The organism is Priestia sp. TGN 0903 (genome assembly GCF_050846855.1).
Taxonomy (GTDB): Bacteria; Bacillota; Bacilli; order Bacillales; family Bacillaceae_H; genus Priestia; species Priestia zanthoxyli.
On record NZ_JBOZGL010000002.1, the window covers coordinates 706314 to 726048 of the forward strand.

Genomic DNA, 19735 nt, shown 5'->3' on the forward strand with positions numbered 1-19735 from the left:
TTGAAGAAGGGCATTTCTTGCATTTGAAGAATAGTAACACCATTAAATGAATTGAAGGTTGACTATATCATTGCGAGAGCGACAGATTAAAAAATTGAATAGGAGTGTTCCTTGATGACAAATAGCAAAATGAATCCTAAGGTTGATGAATTTTTAACTAAAGCTAAAAAGTGGAAAGAAGAATATGAGACGTTGAGAAAGATTGTTCTTGATTGTGAGTTGACCGAAGATTTTAAGTGGATGAATCCTTGTTATACGTTTGAGAAAAAAAACATTGTTTTAATACATGGATTTAAAGAATACTGTGCGTTGCTGTTTCCTAAAGGTTCTCTGTTACAAGATTCTCATGGTATTCTAATTCAACAAACGGAGAATGTACAAGGGGCACGACAAATTCGGTTTACCAATGTGCAAGAAATAGCTGAAAAGGAAGCCATCTTAAAAGCTTATATTTATGAGGCCATCGAGGTGGAAAAAGCCGGATTAAAAGTCAAAGCTAAAAAGCCTGAAGAACTCATTATTCCTGAAGAGCTACAGCATAAATTTGATGAAATACCTGCTCTAAAAGATGCTTTTACTACATTGACTCCAGGACGGCAAAGAGCATATATTCTTCATTTTTCTGCGGCCAAACAATCTAAGACTCGAGCATCAAGGGTTGAAAAATGCATTCCGAACATTCTTAATGGAAAAGGATTAAATGATTAGTACATTTTATAAATCGTTAATGTATTTGAGGTAAAAATGAAATAAGGTTAAATGAACGATTGATGTTTGATTTGTATAAAAGTAGAGTAGATTAAAAAAATTTATTTGAGGAGAAGATGCTATGGAAGTTTTTGCAGAATATTTAGCGCGTATAGATAGCCCTGACCACCGTCACCGAACAGAGGAGGTTTTGGCTTGGATTGCTAATACTTTCCCGAATTTGGAACCACAAATTAAATGGAATACTCCAATGTTTACTGATCATGGAACATTTATCATCGGCTTTGCCTCAGCGAAACATCATTTGAGCGTTTCACCTGAAGAAACAGGCATGGCGCACTTTAATCATGACATCACCCAGGCTGGATACAGCGCTACCAAAGGTCTGTTTCGAATTTTATGGACTGAGCCAGTAAACTATGAATTACTTAAGAAAATAATCGAGTTTAATATGTTAGATAAGAAAGACTGTTCAACTTTTTGGCGGAAATAAAGAGTAGATTATGAACGGAGAAGAAGGAGGGTATAGAAAGATGGATTTTGAAATGGTTATGAAAGAACTTGAAGCGCTTGGTACGGAACGAATTAAAAAGACTTACATAAACAATGGTGCACACGATCCACTTTTTGGAGTAGCAACAGGAAAAATGAAGCCGATTGCAAAGAAAATCAAGAAAAATCAGGCTTTGGCCGAGCAGCTTTATGCGTCTGGCAATTATGATGCTATGTATTTTGCTGGTATCATTGCAGACCCAACAGAGATGACTGCGGAGGATTTTGAGCGTTGGATTGATAAAGCGTATTTCTACATGCTATCCGATTATGTAGTTGCAGTAACTTTGTCAGAAACCGATTTTGCGCAAGCTGTTGCTGATAGATGGGTGGCAAGCGGTGAAGAACTTAAAATGTCGGCAGGTTGGAGTTGCTACTGCTGGCTTTTGGGTAATCGTCCTGACGATGAATTTAGCACAAGCAAGATTGCTGATATGCTTAATCAAGTGAAAAATACGATTCACGATTCTCCAGATCGAACGAAATCGGCTATGAATAATTTTATCTATACAGTCGGTGTTTCATATTTGCCACTTCATGAAAAGGCCCTTGAAACTGCAAAGACAGTAGGTCCAGTCGAAGTTAAGAAGGATAAGAAAAAAAGTAGTATTCTTCTTGCTTCCGAAAACATTCAAAAGGATATAGATAGAGGACGGATTGGTTTCAAACGCAAACATGTGAGGTGTTAGCATAATTTGTAATGGAACTGCACTATCTAAAACGAGACTGATAAGTATTTAATGATAATGAGTTTACTATACGTATGATGTTTTGTTCCTTCATAAACCATCCATTGAAGAAGTGGCAGGGGATAAAAGCTAAAAAAATTCTTGAGAAAAGGAGAGGTTAAAAATGAAAACCCAAAAAGGAAACCTAAGAATCTGTCATAAAGGACACAAATATTATAAAAGCAGTAACTGTCCGACCTGCCCAACCTGTGAGCAAGAACGCAAACCTGAAGATGGATTTCTTTCCATGCTATCAGCACCAGCAAGACGAGCACTGGAAAACAACGGGATAACTTCTTTGCAGCAGCTATCAACATTTAGTGAAAAAGAGATATTACAATTTCACGGTATAGGGCCGGCTTCTTTACCTAAACTTAGAGAAGCTTTGCAGAACAATGGGTTAGTCTTTAAAAATTAAACATTAAGGATAGTTAAAGCAAGAAATAGATCTAGATAAAGTGTACAAATACGCTGGATTTCTGGATATGGAAGGATGTTAAGAGATAAATAGTGGGAAAAAGAAGGGCTGGAGATTTAGATAATGAATAACAAACTAGATAAAGCATTAGCGTTACGAAAGAATGGAAATCACAAAGAATCTAACGAATTGCTAAGTGAATTAGTTAAGGAATTTCCAGACAATGCTTTATATAACTATCAATGTGCTTGGAGCTTTGACGTATTAGGAGAAGAAGAAAAGGCAGTGCCCTTTTACGAAAATGCCATAAAGATAGGATTACCTTCTAAGGATATGGAAGGGGCAATAGTGGGATTGGGCAGCACGTATAGAGCCTTGGGGGAGTATGAAAAATCAAAAAAGACATTTTTAAAAGGAATGGAATTATTCCCAGATAATCACGTAATTAAAGTGTTTTATTCCATGACCTTATACAATTTAAAAGAGCATAGCAAAGCGATGGAACTGCTACTGAAATGCTTACTAAATACAACAAATGACAATGAAATACTAAGTTATAAAAAAGCCTTACATTTCTATTCAGATAAACTTGATCAGACTTGGAAGTAGCTTGTAAAATTCACTGCATATAAGTTCTTTTCCTGAAACGAGGAGAGGACTTTTTTGTAACAATATTGGCAGGCTTCCTTTGATAAAATGACTTTTAAAATGATAGACTGTGAAGAAATACATTTAAACTATAGGAGGCTTTGTTGAACAAGAAAGCCCTTACATATTATATATGTCTAATATGTAAGGAGCCCTATACGAATTACGTTTGAAATAGGAGATTCCTGCTTTGGATCTTGCGCTTCTTTTTTTGTTGAAGCACTTATGTTTGTACAACCCTATCCTTACTAAACTCTTCTTCAATTAGCTTATCCATGAGAAAATGATAAAAAACGTGATAATTTGTTTTAGTTAGTTTGTCCAGTTCCTGGTGAGTGATGATATTATGTTGGATTAGTAAACCTATAGCAGCTGATATACAATTTACTTTTAAATCTTCTTCCCCTAACATATAAATCACCTTCCCTTATTTACTAAGTAACCCATTCTATATAATAGGCATACTTAAGACACGGACTAATATAAGCTCTTTTCTCGAATTATGGATCTCGTGCTGATAGAAAATGATCATAACATTTTCTCAACACTTTTTGATGTATACTGTTATCTTTATATACTGAGCTTTCTTTTCCTGCAAAAAAAACAAAATGATTTCGTTTTTCCCTTATTTTGGAATAATTCATTTATTTTTGACAGTTAGGGGAGCTTCTGAACGTTCAGTATGTATTTAAATGCCAACACTAAAAACTTATGAACGCCATCCAAGGAAAGCGAATAATGGAATTTATTTTAATTGGTTGCTATTATTTCTCTTATGTAAATGCGGTTTTCCTGTAGGTGAAAAAGGGGATTTTAACCATGTTATAGACCTCCCTGTAGGTAATTATTAAATTATATAGGGAAATTTACATTTCAATAAAATACTGTTATTACAAGTTAGTGAGGTAGAAGTATGGAAGAAAACAATAGTGAAAATTTAAAATCGGAAATTATAAAAAAGCACGAGGTATTATTTGCAAAGAGATTGAAGCTTGAGAGTGAAGCAAGCCGTTTGATGTTAGAAATCAATTTATTGGATGCACGGAATACTCTTAATAAAGTAAGTCAGTTAAACCAACAGATAGATGATATAACCTCTGAAATGGATTATTTGAAACAAGCTCTTGAAACCATCAATTAAGCTATATATGAGAGTGTAACTAATTCTATAAGTATAAGCACGAGCAAATTTAAAAAAAGTGATCAACATGGCAGAGAAAGAAGGTATTTCGATGAAATCTATATTATTAATTGGACAATCAAATATGGCAGGCAGAGGATTTATTGGGGACGTACCGCCGATTTATAATGAGCATATACATATGTTACGAAACGGCAGGTGGCAAACGATGGCAGAACCACTTAATTTTGATCGTCACATATCTGGTGTTGGGCCGGCAGCCTCTTTTGCTCAAGCTTGGACAGAGGATTATCCGGGCGAGTCCATTGGGTTAATACCATGTGCCGAGGGAGGAAGCTCAATTGATGAGTGGACAATTGACGGACTATTAACCAGACACGCGATTTCTGAAGCGAAATTCGCAATGGAAACAAGTGAGTTAGTGGGAATTCTGTGGCATCAAGGAGAAAGCGACAGTTACGGAGAACGTTATAAGACGTATGAAGATAAACTGCTTTCATTATTTAAACACTTGAGAGAAGAATTGAATGCACCAGATATCCCGATTATTATTGGTGAGTTGGGACATTACCTTGGAGACGTCGGATTTGGAAAAAGCGCCGTAGAATATAAACAAATAAATCAGATATTATCTAAAGTTGCCCATGCTGAAAAAAAATGTTATTTTGTAACATCAAAAGGCTTAACAGCAAATCCAGATGGCATTCATATTGATGCCGTCTCTCAAAGAAAGTTTGGATTAAGATACTATGAGGCTTTTTCAAAACAAAAGCATGTTTTAGATGTTTTGGACGTTGAGCATGAATGGATTGAAAAGGAAGCAAAGCGTGAACTAACTAAAAATGAACGTATATTTGTTGAAAGTATGAAGTTAGCCTTGGGACAGTTAAGCTTTGAGGAGTTTTCTATTAATATCTCTACTATTAATGAAAGTAAGTAAAGCAAAATCAATCCCATTTTATGAGGAGTGGAGTTCGTATAGATTTGTTAATTATTAAAGCTAAAAAAGGAGAATCCTTTAAACAGGAACTCCAAAAAGCCGGTATTCAAGACACGCAAATTTTTCAAGTGCAACTAGTGAAGAAGTTGCAGACAGAGTGTTAGGTGGGAATATTTCAAATCTGCTACATATATAAATTCAGCGTTTTTTGTTTAATGTTATATTAGGTACTATGAGAAAGACCTTGAAAGGTTTGTTTCAAGGTCTTCTTTATAGTTATTAAGATTGTTGGTTTTCCACTGTCTCTAATTTTTTATAGTGCGTAATTTTTTCTTCAATTCTCTGCGAATTGAACTCTAGTTCCTCTATCTTACCTAAGACATCTTTATAATGTTCTTCTAACAATTCCTTTCTTGCCGTAATAGTAGAATCTCCTTTCTGTCGCAAATCAGAAAACTGCTTCATTTTAAGCATAGGCATTCCTGTAACACGTAAACGAATTAAAAACTGAATCCAAGCTAGATCAACGTCTGTATATTGTCGATATCCGGTTTGGTCTCTTTGCACATTTTCTATTAATCCAATTTTTTCGTAATAACGCAAAGTATGTGTAGAAAGACCGGTCATACTTGCTACTTGTTGAATACTGAATAAATTTTCCATATTAATTATTATAACATGAGAAATAAAATGCTTGCTTTAGAGCGCGCTCTAAAGCGTAATATCTAACTTGTAAATAAAATAACTCAGTTGTAAGGAGAGATTCAGTTGATGAATGAACGTTACGAAAATGGTTGGAAAACGTTAATGGAGGTAGATGGAGAGGGAGGAAAACGAGTAATTGAATCATTAAAAGACATTGCTCCTGACATTGGGAAATATGTCATTGAATTTGCCTTTGGAGATATTTATACAAGAGAAGGGCTTAACCTACAGCAAAAACAACTAGTTACAATAAGCTCGCTCACGACACAAGGAGGGTGTGAACCACAATTAAATGTTCATATTAATGCTGCGCTTAATGTAGGTCTCACACCACATGAAATAGTAGAAGCCATTACTCACTGTATTCCATACACTGGCTTTCCTAGAGTGTTAACTGCTATTTTTATTGCTAAACAAGTGTTTACAGAAAGAGAATTAACCTTAACTTTGAAATAAAGGCATATGTATATATGGCAAGGCGATTCAGAGGTACGTCTTGAGTGGGATGAAACACAATAAATCGTAGTGGTACTCTGGGAAACATGATTTGTGATATGAGGTTAAACTTAGAATAAATATATTTTTCAGCAAAAAAACAATCATCCAAAAGATTACGTTGAAAAGGCCTATCATGTGTTAGCAAACGATATATTTAAACATAAAAGTCAAACCCCAAACTTCCATGATGCCGTTTAATTTCATCAGCCATTGGATGCGATTCAGACATTTGCACAGACTGGTGACAAAATAGTGCTTGATAAGTAAGCTGTATCTATAACAATATATATAACATATACAATTAAAGATAAAAGAAAGAAGGACTTAAATGGCAGTTGTTAGTATTTGTTGTATGATTTTAGTAGGGTTCCTCTTTATTTATGGGGGATGGAAGCGTTCGTATGATGAAATTAGTTCCGCTCCGGATATTTGGATAGCAGAAATCTTCTTTGATATCATCGGAAAAATATTTAGGGTTTCAGCAGAGAAACTTTTGCGTATCTCGCTTATGGTTTTCGGAACTGTTTGGTCTTTATTTTTCATTTTTGTATTAGTTACACATGCATATTAAAAGGGTGAAAGAGGCGGAGAAAAGTATTTTTAGCCCAAGTGAAAAACGAACCGTTGATCAATATATTTGATTCGTGGTTCGTTTTTTTGTTATTCAATTATATTTTCATTTGCCCTGTATTTTCCGCCATACCTTCTATGTGCGAAGCACCATCACAAGCATACTTATAATCACATTAATGGCAGCATCAGCATATCTAAATCGCCTATATTTTTGCTGTTTTGATCTCTTATTTCTTTAAGTTTACTGATATTTTTAATATAGATATTTTGATTAGACAGCTCGATCCATTTTTCTTTACTCCATTTTTGAATGATTTTATTCACAGTAATACGGGAAGTCCCAACGTAGCGGGCAAAGGATGTTTGATTAAAGGGAAATTCCTCATTTTCTTTTACGAGCTTTAATAAATAATGAGCCATCTGTTGTTCAATGGGGAGGTTAAGAAACGTAATAATTTCTGCTAGCAGTCTAAACTTATAGAGAAGAGAATTTGTAAAGAGAATGACTGCTTTCGGTTCCTCCTCGTATATTTTTAACATTGCTTCATTAGTAAAATAATATAAAACGGATGGAGCTGTGGTTACAGCAGTTGTTAAATAAGGCTCTTTATTAATACCGTTTTCCCCTAATAACATGCCTTCAGGTACATAGTTAACCGTACGTTCTGCTCCTTTCTCAGTTAAGAGAGTAATCTTTACACTTCCTTTATCTAAATAATAAAATCCTTTACCGACTTCTCCTTGATAATAGATCGTGGTGTTTTCTTCTAATTTTATCATCTGTCCATACTTTAAAAAGGGACGCCATATGTATCGAAGGTTTACCATGTAATCACCTTTCTATAAAAGTGTATTTTAAACGTATAGAAACATTTAATAGATGAAGTTCTCTATTTTGATAACGTGGCCAAAGCGTTTATCACTGAAAGAGATAATTTTTTAACAGATCCGGGTTCTTAATTAGAAATCTTTTATTTTTGCTATCTATTAGTTTTTTTTCTTTCCATTTTTTTAATGTTTTATAAACCGTAATCCTTGTTAAACCGGTACACGTTGCTAAGTCCTTTTGTGTTAAAGGAATTTCATAGTTTTTAAAGTCATGATAGATGTTTAAAAGCACAGTGGCGATTTGCTGTTCGGTAGTTAAGGTATGTAAATTAATTTGTTCAGCTAAGATATGCATTTTTTGAATAATACTCTTTGTAATAAGGTTTAGTATAGGCGGGTGGAGAGTTATAAGTGTTTTGAAATCGTTGTAACTAAAATAATATAGTACGGAATCTTTTACCGTAGTAGCAGTAGTGAAATGAGCTTGTTGGTCCATTGCTTGAACTCCCAACAATTGACCTGGCAATACAATGTTTAATACGCGCTCTTTCCCTAATGGGGTAGAGGTGTGGACTTTAATTAATCCACTTTCCAGGTAATAAAATCCTTCTCCTATGTCTCCTTGTTCATATACCACATTTTTTTGTTTCATATATTGCCTTTTTCCGTACATTAAGTAGTTTTTGAAATTATTTTCATGATTGAAGAGAATAGCCATCATACTCACTCCTTAACCAAAATATAAGATACGCCTAAAAAGTTGAAAAGACAATTGTAAGATCAAGTAACACACTATAGGGTAGGAAATTTTATTTACGTTGCTATAAAAAACAAGATAAGTAAGCGCTTACAATAATGTGCGCTTTATTTGATCTCTTTTTTAATCAGCCAATATTTTTATAAAAGCGTTAAGCTCTCTACAATATCTTAAAGCGAAAAATACGTAAATGCAATCATATAAATTTCTTATTTTAGCTACTCCGTCTATTCAAAAAATAAAAAACTCCAAAAAAATGTTAACGAGACTACACCCCTGAAAAAAATCAAATACTATAATTCAATTAATTACTATTAAACCTTAAGGGGATGAACAAATATGGGGATTCGTACAGGTGCTCAATATATTGATGCATTAAAATCACGCCAGCCAGAAATTTGGTTAGGGGGCAGAAAAATTACAAATGTATTTGAAGAAAAGGTGTTTCAACAGCCTATTTTAGAAATTGCGAAGTTGTACGATATGCAGCATGACCCGGCTTATCGAGAGAAAATTACTCATATTTGCGAAGAAACAGGCGAGAGAATATCAAATGCCTTCTTAATTCCTAAAAGTTACGAAGATTTAGTAGCTCGCCGAGAAGTGTTTGAAGCATTTGCAAAAGCTACCTTCGGACTGATGGGAAGAACACCCGATTTCTTAAATGTTGTAGTCACTTCTTTATTTCATAATGCTAGTTTTCTAGATCATTACAATGAGCAGTGGGGCAAAAATATAAGAGATTATTACCGGTATATTCGTGATAATGACTTGTTTTTAACTCACGCTATTATCAACCCGCAGAATGACCGAAGCAAAGCCTCACATGAACAGCAAGATCTTTTTACTCATTTAGGTACTGTCAAAGAAACACCAGATGGACTTGTTGTAAAAGGAGCTAAAATGCTAGCTACACTGTCACCTATTACCGATGAAGTGATTGTTTATTCGTTCCCAGGATTTAAACCTGGCGATGAACGTTATGCACTTGCTTTTGCGCTGCCGATTGATACACCGGGACTTCGAATTCTTTGTCGAGAAGCTATGCAAGACGGAACAAGATCAATGTTTGATCATCCGCTAGCCTCTCGATTTGAAGAGATGGATGCAGTCTTGATTTTTAACGATGTGCTGATTCCTTGGAATCGAGTGTTTTTATATAACAATATTGAAGCTGCCAATCTTCTTTATCCTAAAACAGGAATCGCTCAGCAACCGGCACATCAATCTGGCGTAAGAGGATTAGTTAAACTTCAATTTGCAACGGAAGTAGCTTGTAAAGTAGCGGATGCAATCGGTGTAGATGGATATCTAAACGTTCAAGAGAGCTTAGGGGAATTGATACAGTCAGTAGAATCCATTAGAGCTTTGCTTCGGACATCAGAGTATGAATATACGATTAATGAAAAAGGAGAAGCTCTTCCAAATGAAACAGCTTTAGAAACAATTCGTGGATTGCTTCCTAAAATGTACCCTCGTGCTATTGAAGTCATGCAAACAATTGGTGCAGGCGGTTTGCTTATGTCTCCTACAGGAGCGGACTTTGAAAACCTTGAATTAAGAGAGGATCTAGATCGTTATTATGGAGGCCGAGAAGGAGTGTCTGCTGTAGACCGTGTTCACTTATTTAAATTAGCGTGGGATCTATGTGGAGAGGCATTTGGGCAAAGGCTGCTTCAATACGAGCGATACTATACAGGGGATCCAATCCGTAAAAGAGCTATTTTCTACAATAGCTATAAGCGCAGCCATTCATTTGCCATGGTAGATGCGGCATTAAATACAGGAGCTAAGAAGGAGGAAGTAACAAATAGCTGATACCGATACTTCTTTTATCTATAAATGTACTTTGTTAATAGATACAGAGTCTAGGTTCATGACGTTCTTAATAAGGGAGGTGTAAAGATGCAAAGGTATGAAGATGGAATATTGTCTTTACAAGCATCCGTAATAGCTATAGGTGCATTTGATGGCGTGCATCAAGGACATCAAGCAGTAATTAAGCAAGCTGTCAATCGAAGCAAAGCGTTAAAGGTACCTAGCGTTGTTTATACATTTGATCCTCCTCCTCGCTTTCATTTTCAACGTGATCAAGTGTTAACGCCTATCGATCAAAAGGTACATCTGATAGCTGAGTTAGGAGTAGACTATGCAGTTATTATCCATTTTGATGAGTTATACGCTAAGCGTCCATCAATTGATTTTATCAGTAACTTAAAAAAGCTTAATCCATCGGAGATTATAGTAGGCAACGATTTTCGTTTCGGCCGAAATAGAGAAGGAGATATCAAGCTTCTAGCAAAGCACTTTCTCGTAGATATCATCCCGCCTGTCTGTTGTGCAGAAGGAACAAGAATCTCTTCTACTAGAATTCGTCAGTTACTCCAACAAGGCGCAATTGACCAATCAAATGATTTATTAGGCTGGTCTTTACAAAAAGAATATGTATAAAAAACTAGTGTTTGAAGCTAAGTGTAAGGCTTCTTTAGGAGGAGGAAAGTGAAAATGAAACTATTAGGCATATCAGGGACGATTATAGGAACTAAAACAGGCGCTGTTGTTCAACAAGTACTGGAAGAAGCTAAATTGCAGCATCCAGACATTGAAATTGAATTTTTAGATTTACGAGATTATACTATCCAATTTTGTGATGGCCGCGATCCCTCTGCTTATTCAGAAGATACTAAAAAAGTCATCGAAATTATTTCTAGCGCTGATTTTTATGTAATTGGTTCACCTATCTTCCAAGGGTCAATTACGGGTGCTCTTAAGAATGTATTTGATTTAATACATCCCCAGGTTTTTCGAAATAAAGTAATGGGTTTCATCGCTACAGGCGGTACGTATCAGCATTATTTAGTGATTGAAAATCAGTTAAAGCCTATTGCGGGTTACTTTCGTGCTTTTGTGGCACCGAGTTATGTATACGCTCATACGACTCACTTTAATCAAAAGAATGAAGTAGGAGATCCGGAAGTGTTAGATCGCATTAAGCATTTAGCAAACGAAGTTGTCTACATGCAGAAAAAACTAAAAGTAAGCGAGCTGGAAATCCTTAATTAATACCATTTTAAGATTTTAGTATTTTTAAGTGCAATCAAACTAACTTTTATTTTTTGAAAATTAAAATTTATTAAAAGGAGCTTATCTCAATGACAAATACTATTCAATCATCTAAACCATTAAATCTTTGGAAGTTTATCGAAGAGCATAAAGACCAGTTAAAACCACCGGTAAACAATAAAGTGGTATGGAAAGACTCAGAATTGATGTTTATGGTTTTGGGAGGACCCAATAAACGCCGTGACTTCCACGTAGATCCTTCTGAAGAGATCTTTTATCAATTAAAAGGTGATTGCTATGTTGAAATCATTAATGAAGAAGGCAAGCGCGAAGTTGTAACGGTGAAAGAAGGAGAAGTGTATTTACTTCCTCCAAACGTTCCGCATTCTCCACATCGTGTAGCAGATACAATCGGCATTGTTATCGAGAGAAACAGAAGTGAAGGAGAGTTAGAAGACTTTGTATGGTTCTGTGATGAATGTGATGCGGAGATGCATCGTGTGAAAGTTCAGCTAACCAATATTGAAGTTCAAGTAAAAGAAGCCATTCAAGAGTTCAACAGCAGCTTAGAATTACGCACATGCAAAAAGTGTAATCATGTTATGGCACCGGAAGCGAGTGAATGGAAATGCGAATAGATTTTCATACACATATCATTCCGGAAAGTTTCCCTGACTTTGCTCAAAAATATGGCGGTGAACGCTGGCCTGTGCTAGAACGTACATGCACATGCGGCGCATCAATTATGGTTGGAGGGAAAAATTTCAGAGACGTAACGGACCAAGTATGGAGCCCTGAAAAACGTATAGCTGACATGGATAAAGAAGGAGTAGATATTCAAGTGTTATCTCCTATCCCTGTTACTTTCTCTTATTGGGCTCAGCCCGAACATGCATTAGAAATGGCTAAAATCCAAAATGATTTTATTGCAGAAACAGTTGCTAAGTACCCTGACCGCTTTGTTGGGTTAGGTACGGTTCCTATGCAAGACGGACCTACGGCTATTAAAGAAATGGAACGATGCATGAATGAATTAAAACTGCATGGAATTGAGATTGGAACAAACATCAATGGTCAAAATTTAGATCATCCGTCTTTCATTGAGTTTTTTCAAATGGCTGAAAAGTGGGAAGTGCCTATTTTTATTCACCCGTGGGAAACGTTGGGCCGCGATCGAATGCCAAATCATAACTTTATGTATACCGTAGGAATGCCAAGTGAAACGGCACTAGCGGCTGCAACTCTTCTATGGAGCGGCATTATGGAGAAATTCCCTAAATTAAAAGTCTGTTTTGCACATGGTGGAGGGTCTTTCCCTTATATTCTTCCTAGATTAGATAAAGGGTGGGAAGTATGGCCGCACCTCAGGCTGACGACACATCCTCCTAGTTACTATGCAAGGCAATTTTATTTTGATTCGTTAAACTACGATCCACTAAACATAAAGTACATGATTGAACGTTTTGGACATGAAAAAATCTTTATGGGATCGGATTATCCATTTTTACTGCGTGAAGTTGTTCCGGGAAAAGTTCTGGATGAAACGCTGGATTTAACGGAACAACAAAGGTTAGATATGCTAGGTGGAAATGCCGCGAAGTTTCTAAACATTGGGCAAGCGAAAAGGAGTGACATTTATGCCAACAGTACAAACACCAGAGAATAGATTACAAGAACTTGGCTTAACGCTGTCAAAGGTTCGTCCTTCAGTAGGAAACTACGTCAGCTGTGTACGAACAGGAAATTTATTGTTTACGGCTGGCCAAGGTGTAGATCAATATCACGGCAAGTTAGGCAAGGATTTAACAATTGAAGAGGGATATAAGGCCGCTCAGCAATCCATGCTGAATGTATTGAGTGCGGTAAGTTACGAATTAGACGGGTTAAGCAAAGTGAAGCGTGTCGTTAAAATTCTTGGTTTTGTAAATAGTACGGAGGACTTTACGGACCAGCCTAAAGTAATGGATGGCGCTTCAGACTTACTCGTAAAAGTATTTGGGGATAAAGGGAAACACGGCCGTTCAGCTGTAGGGATGGCCCAGCTCCCCAATAACACAGCTGTAGAAATTGAAATGATTTTAGAGATTGAGGATGAGGAGGATATCCGATGAGTAAAGAGGCAGTTATTGAAAAAATGACGGTAAAAGACGCAAAGCTTTTTATTAATGGAGAATACGTAGATGCCCTATCCGGTCAAACCTTTGATACCTTTAATCCAGCAACGAATGAGAAATTAGCTTCTGTAGCTAATGGCGGCACAGAAGATGCAAAGCGCGCTATCGACGCAGCTCAACGTGCATTTGAAAGCGGTATTTGGAGCAAGATGCCTGTTGAAGAACGCTCTGCCATCCTTTGTAAAATGGCTGACTTAATTATGGAGAAAGTAGATGAACTAGCTTATTTAGAAACGCTAGATGTAGGCAAACCTATTAAAGAAAGTCGAGAGTTTGATATTCCACGAGCAGCTCAAAATTTCCGCTTTTTTGCCGAGATGGCTAAATATATGGTGCATGAGCATTACGAAAAGCATAATGTCATGTCCTATGCCAAGTATTCACCAGCGGGAGTTACAAGTCTCATTATTCCTTGGAATCTACCTTTTATGCAAATGACATGGAAAGCTTCCGCTGCTTTGGCATCGGGCAATACAGTGGTTATTAAGCCCGCTTCTTATACACCGTTAAGTGCAGTAATGCTTGGAGAAATTGCTAATGAGGCTGGGTTGCCTCCTGGTGTATTAAATATTATTACGGGTCCAGGGAATACGGTAGGAACTACTATGTCTACTCATCCGTCGGTTCGTCGTATTTCATTTGTAGGGGAAAGTAATACAGGAAAAACGGTCATGCGAAATGCAGCAGAAAACCTCATTCCTGTTTCGCTAGAGCTTGGAGGTAAATCAGCCAATATCGTATTTGAAGATGCGGATTTAGATGAAGCAGTAAAAGGATCTATCGAAGCAATCTATCGAAATCAAGGAGAGATATGCTTAGCGGGTTCTCGTTTACTTGTACAAGAAAGCATTTATAAGCAGTTTCTTGAAAAGTTCACAGCGGAGGTAAGAAATATTAAAGTAGGCGATCCTCTGAGTGAAGAGACAAATATGGGAGCACTTGTATCAAAAAGTCACTTAGAAACGGTCGATGAATATGTCCGAATTGGTTTGGCGGAAGGAGCTAAGCTGGCATGCGGAGGAAAAAGAGTAGAAGGTTTGGAAACAGGAAATTTTTATGAGCCGACTGTTCTTTACGACGTAGATAACAAAATGCGTATAGCTCAAGAAGAAATTTTTGGTCCTGTACTTGTTGTTATTCCATTTAAAACAGAAGAGGAAGCGATTCAAATTGCCAATGATTCTATTTATGGATTAGCAGGAGTCGTTTGGACAAACGATTTACGAAGAGCACAACGCGTTGCTTCTGGAGTTACTGCTGGGTTACTTTGGATCAACTGCTGGTACATTCGTGATTTGAGAACGCCATTTGGCGGAGCAAAAGCAAGTGGAATTGGTCGTGAAGGCGGCCGGCACAGCTTTGAATTTTATACAGAAGCTAAAACAATTACGATGAAACTTTAACTCTATAAAAGAGGTGATTAACGGATGCGTACACTTATTAGTGAGCTTGCAGAAGAACTTTTAGAAGCGGAAAAGACGAATCAGCCAATTTCTCCTATTACAGAACGACATGCTGCTTTATCAGTAGCTGATTCTTACCATATTCAATTAGAGATTGTAAAAAGAAAGCTGGAAGAAGGAAAAAAGATTATTGGTAAAAAAGTTGGTCTAACCAGTAAAGCCATGCAAGATATGTTAGGAGTTAGTGAGCCTGATTATGGACACTTATTTGATGATATGAAAGTAACGGATAATGAAACAATCAACATTCATTCAATGGTGGCTCCAAAGATTGAAGCGGAAATTGGATTTATTTTAGAGGAAGATTTAAAAGGACCAAACGTTACCTATTTAGATGTCTTAATGGCAACGAAATACGTGGTGCCGACCATCGAAGTAATCGATAGTCGTATTGCCGATTGGAAAATCAAATTAGTCGATACGGTTGCAGACAATGGCTCTTCTGCCAAAGTAGTGGTAGGAAATAAACATTCCACAATTGAACAAGCGGATTTACGTACGACTAGTATGCTTCTCTATAAAAATAAAGAGCTTGTCGCAACAGGAGCTGGGGCAGCTGCCCTGGGACATCCGGCACATGCGGTTGCATGGCTGGCAAATAAGCTATCTGATTTTGATATTTGTTTAAAAGCCGGCGAATTAATCTTACCAGGCGCTCTATCTGCAGCCGTGCCAGTTACGAGCGGAGATGCAGTAAAAGCAGAATTCGGCTCTCTTGGTTCAGTATCCGTACGTTTTGAATAATACCGCAAAGAAGGTGAAGAGTAGTGGAAAAAGTAAAAGCCGCAATTATTGGCTCAGGAAATATTGGGACCGATTTGATGTATAAGCTTCAGCGCAGCGAATTTATCGAGTTAACAGCTGTTCTTGGAATTGATCCGGATTCAGATGGTCTAAAAAGAGCGAGAGAAGCGGGATATCAAACATACAGCAATGGAATAAAAGCCCTCGCTGAACATCCAGACCTGGCGGAAATTGTGTTTGATGCTACATCGGCTAAGGCTCACGTTAGACATGCAAAGATTTTAAAAGACTTAGGAAAAATGGTTATCGACTTAACTCCTGCTGCCAAAGGACCTTTTGTGTGTCCTCCAGTTAATCTTGGAGAAAATCTTGAATCAGAAAATGTAAACATGATTACGTGTGGCGGCCAAGCGACGATTCCTATCATCTATGCAATCAACCAAGTTGCAGATGTAACATATGGAGAAATTGTAGCTACTATTTCTAGCCTAAGCGCTGGACCAGGAACACGAGCAAATATTGATGAGTTTACTGTTACCACAAGAAAGGCTATTGAAAAAGTAGGCGGTGCAGACTGCGGAAAAGCTATTATTCTCTTAAATCCGGCTGATCCACCTATCTTAATGCGCGATACAATTTATTGTAAAGTGAAAAATATGAATAAAGAAGCTATTCAAAAGGCTATCAAGGATATGGTCAAAAAAGTCCAAGAATATGTACCAGGCTATAATTTAAAGCAAGAACCATTATTTGATAGTGATCAAGTAACAGTCTTTTTAGAGGTAACTGGAGCCGGAGATTATTTTCCTTCTTATGCTGGTAACTTAGATATTATGACGGCTGCTGCAGCGAAGGTTGCGGAAGATTATGCGCGCTATAAACTCGAAGAGAGCTTATATGGAGGAATAAAGAAAGAGAGGGCTATGACGAATGAAACGTAACAGTGATAAGCCTATTAAGATTACGGAGGTCAGCCTCAGAGATGGAAGTCACGTAGTCAAGCATCAATTCACAGAAGCACAAGTAAGAAGTGTAGCGAAAGCGCTTGATGATGCAGGGATGCACTATATCGAAGTTAGTCATGGAGACGGGTTAGGAGGCTCGACGCTGCAATACGGAAAGTCTCTCGTTGACGAAATGAAATTAATTGAGGCTGCGGTAGAAGAAGCGAAACAAGCCACCGTTGCTGTTCTTTTAATTCCGGGAATTGGAACGGTACGCGAGCTGAAGCAAGCAAATAGCCTTGGGGCAGGCTTAGTCCGAGTAGCTACACATGTGACGGAAGCAGATGTTTCTGCTCAGCACATTGAATATGCTCGGAAACTAGGGATGGAAACTTTCGGTTTTCTGATGATGGCCCATTCAGCACCCGTAGGAAAGCTTGTGGAGCAAGCAAAACTAATGGAAAGCTATGGGGCACAAGGAGTTTACATAACAGATTCAGCAGGAGCTCTTTTGCCTCATGAAGTTCGTGAACGTGTTAGAGCACTTCGTCAATCTCTTCAAGTTGAAGTAGGTTTTCACGCTCATAATAATCTTTCGTTAGCTGTTGCAAATACGCTTGCTGCTATTGAAGAAGGCGCGACGAGAATAGATGGAAGTGTTCGTTGTTTAGGAGCCGGAGCAGGTAACACTCAAACTGAAGCACTGATAGCCGTGTTAAATCGTTTAGGAATAGATGTAGGTATTGATTTGTATAAAATAATGGATCTGGCTGAAGAAGTAGTAGGACCTATTCTGCCAGGCTCTCAAGAAATTCGAAAAGGCAGCCTTGCAATGGGTTATGCAGGCGTGTATTCTAGTTTCTTGCTTCATGCAGAACGTGCTGCAAAGCGTTTTAATTTGGATTCACGTGATATTTTACTTGAACTTGGTAAAAGAAAAGCAGTCGGCGGTCAAGAAGATATGATTCTAGACGTGGCTGCTGAGTTAGCTCAAAGAAAGGTGGAAATGTGATCATGCCTTTAACGAAAAGTGGAAATTTAGAAATCGTTGACTATCTTTTATCTGCAGAAAGAGAAGGGTATGAAGTAACAAAAGTGACGGAACGCTACCCTGATTTGACAATTGATGAAGCTTACAGCTTGCAAAAACAATTGATCCAACGAAAAGTACAAGACGGTGTAAAACGAGTAGGTGTAAAGCTTGGTTTAACAAGTAAAGCCAAGCAGGAAATGATGGGGGTACATGAAGCGATTTATGGATACTTAACAAGCGACATGCTGGGACTTGAATGGGAGCCTATAGTATTTAATCAGCTGATCCATCCAAAAGCTGAGCCTGAAATTGCTTTTTTAATGGGAGAAGACCTCTGTGGAACCAACTTAACTGAAGAAGATGTTTTAAAAGCAGTAAAATATGTTGCACCAGCTCTTGAAATTATCGACAGCCGCTACTTGGATTTTAAATTTACTCTTCCTGATGTAGTAGCTGACAACTGTTCGTCTTCACGTTTTATTGTAGGGAGCAATTGGATAAAGCCTGACCAAGTGAATCTAGCTAATATCGGAATGGTAATGTCTAAAAACGGAGAGGTTGCTACGGTAGGCGCGGGTGCTGCCGTGCTAGGACATCCTGCTAAAGCTGTCGCCTGGGCGGTTAATAAACTAGGTGAACATAAAGAAGGGTTGAAAAAAGGGGATATCGTATTAACTGGAGCGGTATCTGAAGCCATTTCTTTTAGACCAGGTGATAGTATCCATGCAGAGTTTGCTGAATTAGGCAGCGTATCATTCAGCTGCAGCTAACTAGAATTTTTTAATAATCTTTCATTTGAATATAAAGGCCCTTTGTTGTATAGAAAACTTTAAGGGAAGGCGATAGTATGCCGATTGTACAAGTTCACCTTCTGGAAGGAAGAGAAGAAAAAGATATTAAAAACATGTTAGTAGAAGTAACCGAAGCCATTTCTAACAGCCTTCACGTTGAGAAGGATAGAGTAAGGATCATTGTTAACGAGGTTCCATCTTCGCACTGGGGAATTGCAGGGGTATCAAGAAAAGAAATAGATATGGATAAGAAAGAAGAAGTTGAAAAAATTTGATTAGCTATAATAAAAGAGCGGTATATAAATATACCGCTCTTTTTTGTATACAACGGAAACTATCTAAGGAAAAAGAATCGCTCTTTTAATAGTCGCTTTAAGTTAGTCGATTTTTTTCAGCAGCGCGCGCACAGGACTCCCGTCAGCTTCAACTAAAGGAAGAGGAGCTGCGATTAGTTCATAGTCTCCTGGAGAGATTTTATCTAGTACAACACCTTCTAAAATGTGAATTTTATGGTATGCAAGTTCATGGTGAGCCGCTAGTTCTTTACTATCGAGTGGATCTACTGAAGGCAGATCAATGCCTAGCAGGCGAATGCCAAGCTTAGCTAAGTAAGAAGCTAAGCTTGGTTGAATGTAAGGAATGTTTTCAGGGAAAACACTACGGTCTTGCCATGCGTCTGTTCGAATCAATAAGCGTGTAACACCTTTTAAATTAACATCTGAAAATTCATTTATTCCAATGCTTTTATTAGCTGGGATATGGACAACTTTTGTACGTCCAATATATAAATCTAAGTCTAAATCAATAACCTTTTTTCCATCACTATCAAAATGAAAAGGTGCATCGATATGAGTACCGGTATGGATACTCATTGTTATTTTTCCAACATTTACAGAACCGGTCTCTTCTTTACTCCAATTCACTTCATAAGAAAAGGGAGTATCACCAGGCCATCCTGCTGTTTTTTGGTCTAGAGGTTGTGAAATATCAATCCATTTGCTCATTCTTATTACCTCTCTATCTTTTT

The 19735-nt window shown here is 37.4% G+C and carries 26 protein-coding genes; 21 read left to right on the top strand and 5 right to left on the bottom strand.

The annotated features are described in order from the left end of the window. Positions 1 to 114 precede the first annotated feature (114 nt). The 5 genes from ACRPLY_RS10120 (at position 115) to ACRPLY_RS10140 (ending at position 3015) form a co-directional block, all read left to right on the top strand. The gene (locus tag ACRPLY_RS10120) at positions 115 to 708 is read left to right on the top strand and encodes a YdeI/OmpD-associated family protein (RefSeq protein ID WP_034267152.1); all 594 of its coding nucleotides are present in this window, start codon (positions 115 to 117) and stop codon (positions 706 to 708) included. A gap of 121 nt (positions 709 to 829) precedes the next feature. Continuing rightward, positions 830 to 1201 (top strand): iron chaperone, encoded by a 372-nt coding sequence (locus tag ACRPLY_RS10125; protein ID WP_098999706.1) that lies wholly within the window; start codon positions 830 to 832, stop codon positions 1199 to 1201. A 40-nt stretch (positions 1202 to 1241) separates the two neighbouring features. After that, positions 1242 to 1949 carry a DNA alkylation repair protein gene (locus tag ACRPLY_RS10130; protein ID WP_108674816.1) on the top strand — a complete coding sequence of 236 codons (708 nt, stop codon included), beginning with the start codon at positions 1242 to 1244 and terminating at the stop codon, positions 1947 to 1949. A gap of 163 nt (positions 1950 to 2112) precedes the next feature. After that, positions 2113 to 2406, top strand: coding sequence for an RNA polymerase alpha subunit C-terminal domain-containing protein (locus ACRPLY_RS10135; RefSeq protein ID WP_432231815.1), 294 nt, complete (start codon positions 2113 to 2115; stop codon positions 2404 to 2406). A gap of 123 nt (positions 2407 to 2529) precedes the next feature. Beyond that, positions 2530 to 3015 (top strand): tetratricopeptide repeat protein, encoded by a 486-nt coding sequence (locus ACRPLY_RS10140; protein ID WP_108674815.1) that lies wholly within the window; start codon positions 2530 to 2532, stop codon positions 3013 to 3015. A 262-nt stretch (positions 3016 to 3277) separates the two neighbouring features. On the opposite strand, the gene ACRPLY_RS10145 is transcribed toward ACRPLY_RS10140, so the two are convergent. Further along, positions 3278 to 3466, bottom strand: coding sequence for a hypothetical protein (locus ACRPLY_RS10145; RefSeq protein WP_014458940.1), 189 nt, complete (start codon positions 3464 to 3466; stop codon positions 3278 to 3280). Between the two features lie 501 nt (positions 3467 to 3967). Here ACRPLY_RS10145 and ACRPLY_RS10150 point away from each other — a divergent pair. Beyond that, complete coding sequence (locus tag ACRPLY_RS10150; protein WP_251439580.1) at positions 3968 to 4195, top strand: hypothetical protein; 228 nt, start codon at positions 3968 to 3970, stop codon at positions 4193 to 4195. A gap of 91 nt (positions 4196 to 4286) precedes the next feature. Then, positions 4287 to 5135 (top strand): sialate O-acetylesterase, encoded by an 849-nt coding sequence (locus ACRPLY_RS10155; RefSeq protein WP_432231816.1) that lies wholly within the window; start codon positions 4287 to 4289, stop codon positions 5133 to 5135. 279 nt (positions 5136 to 5414) lie between these two features. Here the strand turns inward: ACRPLY_RS10155 and ACRPLY_RS10160 are convergent, their stop codons facing one another. Next, positions 5415 to 5798, bottom strand: coding sequence for a MerR family transcriptional regulator (locus tag ACRPLY_RS10160; protein WP_430048750.1), 384 nt, complete (start codon positions 5796 to 5798; stop codon positions 5415 to 5417). A 108-nt stretch (positions 5799 to 5906) separates the two neighbouring features. Between ACRPLY_RS10160 and ACRPLY_RS10165 the strand changes: the two genes are divergently transcribed. Then, positions 5907 to 6296 (top strand): carboxymuconolactone decarboxylase family protein, encoded by a 390-nt coding sequence (locus tag ACRPLY_RS10165; RefSeq protein ID WP_432231841.1) that lies wholly within the window; start codon positions 5907 to 5909, stop codon positions 6294 to 6296. 370 nt (positions 6297 to 6666) lie between these two features. Then, positions 6667 to 6909, top strand: a complete 243-nt coding sequence (locus ACRPLY_RS10170) for a hypothetical protein (protein ID WP_432231817.1) — start codon at positions 6667 to 6669, stop codon at positions 6907 to 6909. A gap of 170 nt (positions 6910 to 7079) precedes the next feature. On the opposite strand, the gene ACRPLY_RS10175 is transcribed toward ACRPLY_RS10170, so the two are convergent. Together ACRPLY_RS10175 and ACRPLY_RS10180 are read right to left on the bottom strand one after the other, a co-directional pair. Next, complete coding sequence (locus ACRPLY_RS10175) at positions 7080 to 7739, bottom strand: Crp/Fnr family transcriptional regulator (RefSeq protein WP_432231818.1); 660 nt, start codon at positions 7737 to 7739, stop codon at positions 7080 to 7082. A gap of 91 nt (positions 7740 to 7830) precedes the next feature. Next, positions 7831 to 8460, bottom strand: coding sequence for a Crp/Fnr family transcriptional regulator (locus ACRPLY_RS10180; protein ID WP_430078004.1), 630 nt, complete (start codon positions 8458 to 8460; stop codon positions 7831 to 7833). A 375-nt stretch (positions 8461 to 8835) separates the two neighbouring features. On the opposite strand from ACRPLY_RS10180, the gene ACRPLY_RS10185 reads away from it, so the two are divergent. The 12 genes from ACRPLY_RS10185 (at position 8836) to ACRPLY_RS10240 (ending at position 18983) form a co-directional block, all read left to right on the top strand. Then, positions 8836 to 10314 (top strand): 4-hydroxyphenylacetate 3-hydroxylase family protein, encoded by a 1479-nt coding sequence (locus ACRPLY_RS10185; RefSeq protein WP_432231819.1) that lies wholly within the window; start codon positions 8836 to 8838, stop codon positions 10312 to 10314. A gap of 87 nt (positions 10315 to 10401) precedes the next feature. After that, entirely contained in the window at positions 10402 to 10947 is a 546-nt protein-coding gene (locus tag ACRPLY_RS10190) for an FAD synthetase family protein (RefSeq protein ID WP_338704900.1), read from the top strand. Between the two features lie 54 nt (positions 10948 to 11001). Next, positions 11002 to 11559, top strand: coding sequence for an NADPH-dependent FMN reductase (locus tag ACRPLY_RS10195; RefSeq protein ID WP_430078249.1), 558 nt, complete (start codon positions 11002 to 11004; stop codon positions 11557 to 11559). 89 nt (positions 11560 to 11648) lie between these two features. Beyond that, on the top strand, positions 11649 to 12197 hold the full coding sequence (locus ACRPLY_RS10200; RefSeq protein WP_013058280.1) for a 3-hydroxyanthranilate 3,4-dioxygenase: 549 nt from the start codon (positions 11649 to 11651) through the stop codon (positions 12195 to 12197). Then, complete coding sequence (locus ACRPLY_RS10205; RefSeq protein WP_374733783.1) at positions 12182 to 13225, top strand: amidohydrolase family protein; 1044 nt, start codon at positions 12182 to 12184, stop codon at positions 13223 to 13225. Before ACRPLY_RS10200 ends, ACRPLY_RS10205 begins: the two co-directional genes overlap by 16 nt. Beyond that, the gene (locus ACRPLY_RS10210) at positions 13197 to 13670 is read left to right on the top strand and encodes a RidA family protein (RefSeq protein WP_028414762.1); all 474 of its coding nucleotides are present in this window, start codon (positions 13197 to 13199) and stop codon (positions 13668 to 13670) included. Before ACRPLY_RS10205 ends, ACRPLY_RS10210 begins: the two co-directional genes overlap by 29 nt. Then, positions 13667 to 15136 carry an aldehyde dehydrogenase gene (locus ACRPLY_RS10215; protein WP_432231820.1) on the top strand — a complete coding sequence of 490 codons (1470 nt, stop codon included), beginning with the start codon at positions 13667 to 13669 and terminating at the stop codon, positions 15134 to 15136. Before ACRPLY_RS10210 ends, ACRPLY_RS10215 begins: the two co-directional genes overlap by 4 nt. A gap of 24 nt (positions 15137 to 15160) precedes the next feature. Next, positions 15161 to 15940 carry a 2-keto-4-pentenoate hydratase gene (locus ACRPLY_RS10220; RefSeq protein ID WP_432231821.1) on the top strand — a complete coding sequence of 260 codons (780 nt, stop codon included), beginning with the start codon at positions 15161 to 15163 and terminating at the stop codon, positions 15938 to 15940. Between the two features lie 23 nt (positions 15941 to 15963). Continuing rightward, positions 15964 to 16881 carry an acetaldehyde dehydrogenase (acetylating) gene (locus ACRPLY_RS10225; RefSeq protein ID WP_432231822.1) on the top strand — a complete coding sequence of 306 codons (918 nt, stop codon included), beginning with the start codon at positions 15964 to 15966 and terminating at the stop codon, positions 16879 to 16881. Next, entirely contained in the window at positions 16871 to 17896 is a 1026-nt protein-coding gene (gene dmpG, locus ACRPLY_RS10230; RefSeq protein ID WP_432231823.1) for a 4-hydroxy-2-oxovalerate aldolase, read from the top strand. The genes ACRPLY_RS10225 and dmpG overlap by 11 nt, the downstream gene beginning before the upstream one ends. 2 nt (positions 17897 to 17898) lie before the next feature. Then, positions 17899 to 18687, top strand: a complete 789-nt coding sequence (locus ACRPLY_RS10235) for a 2-keto-4-pentenoate hydratase (RefSeq protein WP_432231824.1) — start codon at positions 17899 to 17901, stop codon at positions 18685 to 18687. A gap of 77 nt (positions 18688 to 18764) precedes the next feature. Further along, the gene (locus tag ACRPLY_RS10240) at positions 18765 to 18983 is read left to right on the top strand and encodes a 4-oxalocrotonate tautomerase (protein ID WP_338704893.1); all 219 of its coding nucleotides are present in this window, start codon (positions 18765 to 18767) and stop codon (positions 18981 to 18983) included. 102 nt (positions 18984 to 19085) lie between these two features. Here the strand turns inward: ACRPLY_RS10240 and kynB are convergent, their stop codons facing one another. After that, the gene (gene kynB / locus ACRPLY_RS10245; RefSeq protein ID WP_432231825.1) at positions 19086 to 19712 is read right to left on the bottom strand and encodes an arylformamidase; all 627 of its coding nucleotides are present in this window, start codon (positions 19710 to 19712) and stop codon (positions 19086 to 19088) included. Positions 19713 to 19735 lie beyond the last annotated feature (23 nt).